Annotated in this window: 3 protein-coding genes; 2 read left to right on the forward strand and 1 reads right to left on the reverse strand. The window is 70.9% G+C overall.

Going from position 1 to position 2,370, the window contains the following annotated elements:
* Positions 1-438 (reverse strand): TetR/AcrR family transcriptional regulator (locus tag CCL05_RS13810; RefSeq protein ID WP_143589878.1); only part of this gene is annotated, 438 nt, incomplete at its 3' end.
* A 76-nt stretch (positions 439-514) separates the two neighbouring features.
* Here CCL05_RS13810 and CCL05_RS13815 point away from each other — a divergent pair.
* Both CCL05_RS13815 and CCL05_RS13820 read left to right on the forward strand, forming a co-directional pair.
* Positions 515-1,207: an NAD(P)-dependent oxidoreductase gene (locus tag CCL05_RS13815; protein ID WP_086560792.1), complete on the forward strand. Its 693-nt coding sequence runs from the start codon at positions 515-517 to the stop codon at positions 1,205-1,207.
* A 135-nt stretch (positions 1,208-1,342) separates the two neighbouring features.
* Positions 1,343-2,272: a LysR family transcriptional regulator gene (locus CCL05_RS13820; RefSeq protein ID WP_086560793.1), complete on the forward strand. Its 930-nt coding sequence runs from the start codon at positions 1,343-1,345 to the stop codon at positions 2,270-2,272.
* Positions 2,273-2,370 lie beyond the last annotated feature (98 nt).

The raw sequence follows: 2,370 nt of genomic DNA on the forward strand, positions 1-2,370 counted from the left end.
CAGGGCGACGAGGCCGCCGAGAAATTCAACAAGCCGGGTCAGCAGCTCGCGTTCCAGGTATTCGCGGATCACCTCGGCGGCCTCGTCGCCCTGGGTGGTGAGCTGCAGGAAGTCGGCGTTCTCCCACAGGTCCGTCACCGCGTCGATCAGACGGTCGGGGAGGGTGGCCGGGTCGCCGCCGAGGACGTCGTCCACCGCCAGCGCACTGGCGCAGTGGAACTGCATCACGTCCGCGAACAGGCCCTTCTTCGAACCGAAGTGGTACGCGATCAGCGCCGGGTCGACCCCGGCGGCCCCGGCCACCGCGCGCACGGTGGTGCGCCGGTAGCCACGTTCCAGGAACAGCGCACGGGCCGCCGAGACGATCGACGCGCGGGTGGGCGGGTTGCCCCGGGGGCGGCCTCGGGTGCGGGCGAGGGCAGGGGCGGCGTTATTCATCAGCGTTGAGCCTGCGTTTCCTGATCGGCACAGTCAAGGGCATTCCGGGAGCCACACGAAGGGATGACCCGACACCATGCGTATCGCAGTCTTCGGCGCCAACGGACCGACCGGCCGCCACCTCACCGACCAGGCCCTCGCCGCCGGCCACGAGGTCGTCGCGGTGACCCGCCGCCCCGGCTCCCTCTCCGAGCGGCCCGGCCTCGCCGTGGCCGTCGCCGACGCCACCGACCCGGCGGCCGTCGACGCCGCGATCGGCGGCACGGAGGCCGTCCTGTCCGCGCTGGGCGCGCGCTTCAGCAAGGAGACCATCACCACGTACTCGGCGAGCGCCACGGCCATCACCGGGGCCATGACCCGCCAGGGCATCAAGCGGTTCCTCGCCGTCAGCTCCAGCATCGCCGACCCGAACTGGCGCCCCACCGGTGCCCATTTCTTCAACCATGTCCTCGATCCGCTGGTGAACCGACGCCTCGGTCGCACCCTCCACGAGGACATGCGCCGCATGGAGGTCGTGATCCGCCGGACCGACCTCGACTGGACCCTCGTCCGGCCCTCGGGCCTCTTCGAGCACCCCGTCGTCACGGACTACCACGCCGCCGAGACCAGCGCTGACGGCGTCTTCACCGCCCGCACCGACCTCGCCGCGAGCATGCTGCGCGAGCTTGAGGAACGGCGGTACGTCCGTACGGCCATGGGCGTCATCACCACGGCGGTGAAGCCGAACATCGCCAAGCTGATCTGGCAGGAGGGCGTGAAGAAGAAGTGAGCCGGGCGCATCGAATACTCCGTTTGGTTGTGCAGATCAACGACCGGTGGCTGTGAACTGCTGGATTCAACCACCCAGCCAACCGCCCAGGCCGTTCTGGCAACAACTGCAGGTTGTTACGCGTACCGTGTCGCCGTGGACCTCAAAGCCGTACGCGCCTTCCTCGCGATCGCCGATGCCGGGCAGTTCCAGAAGGCCGCCGTGGACCTGTCGCTCACCCAGCAGGCGGTCTCCAAGCGCATCGCCGCGCTGGAGAAGGACCTGGGGGTGCGGCTGCTGGTGCGTACACCGCGTGGCGCGGAGCTCACCATCGACGGGCAGGTGCTCCTGCCGCACGCCCGGGCCCTGCTCCAGGCGGAGGAGCGGGCGGTGGCGGCCGTGCGCCCCGGGGAACGCGCGCTGCGGGTGGACGTCGTGGGGCGCCGGGCCGCCACGGCAGGACTGGTACGGGACTTCCACCGGGCGCACCCGGAGATCGCCCTGGACGTCGTCACGCTCTTCGACGCGGACACGGCCGTGGCCGCCGTGCGGGACGGGGCCGTCGACGCCACGCTCCGTGCGGTCACCATGCCCGGGCGCAGGCTCCCCGACGGCGTCGAGACCGTCCCGGTCCTCGACGAGCCGCTGCGTCTCTGTGTCGGCCCCGACCACGAGTTCGCCCGCGCCGCTTCGGTGACACCCGCGCAACTGGCCGGGCACCGGATCTGGATGCCGGGCAACGCGCCCGGCACGGAGTGGTCGGCCTACTACGACGAACTCGCCGAGACCTTCGGCCCGGACATCGACACGATCGGCCCCAACTTCGGTGTGGAGGCCCTCCTCGACACGGTTGCGGCCTCCCCGACCCTGGCGACCTTCCTCAGCGAACGGACCCCCCTCGTCTGGCCGGCCGACCACGACCTGCGCCTCGTCCCAGTGCGCGACCCGACCCCGGTCTACCCGCACTCCCTGCTCTGGCGCACCGACAATCCGCATCCGGGCCTTGCCGCCCTGCGCGACCATCTACTGGCGACGCGCCCGGGGCTGACGGAGGGGGAGGTCTGGAAGCCGAGTTGGGCGAGGTGAGCCGGGAGTCGAGAGGAACTGTCGAGGCCGCCCGCTTCTTGGCCAGTGTCGTGCTTCCACGAGCCGAGTAAAGGGCACTCCGCGTCGCCTTCGGCGAT

It is taken from the genome of Streptomyces africanus (genome assembly GCF_002150735.1).
GTDB lineage: Bacteria > Actinomycetota > Actinomycetes > Streptomycetales > Streptomycetaceae > Streptomyces > Streptomyces africanus.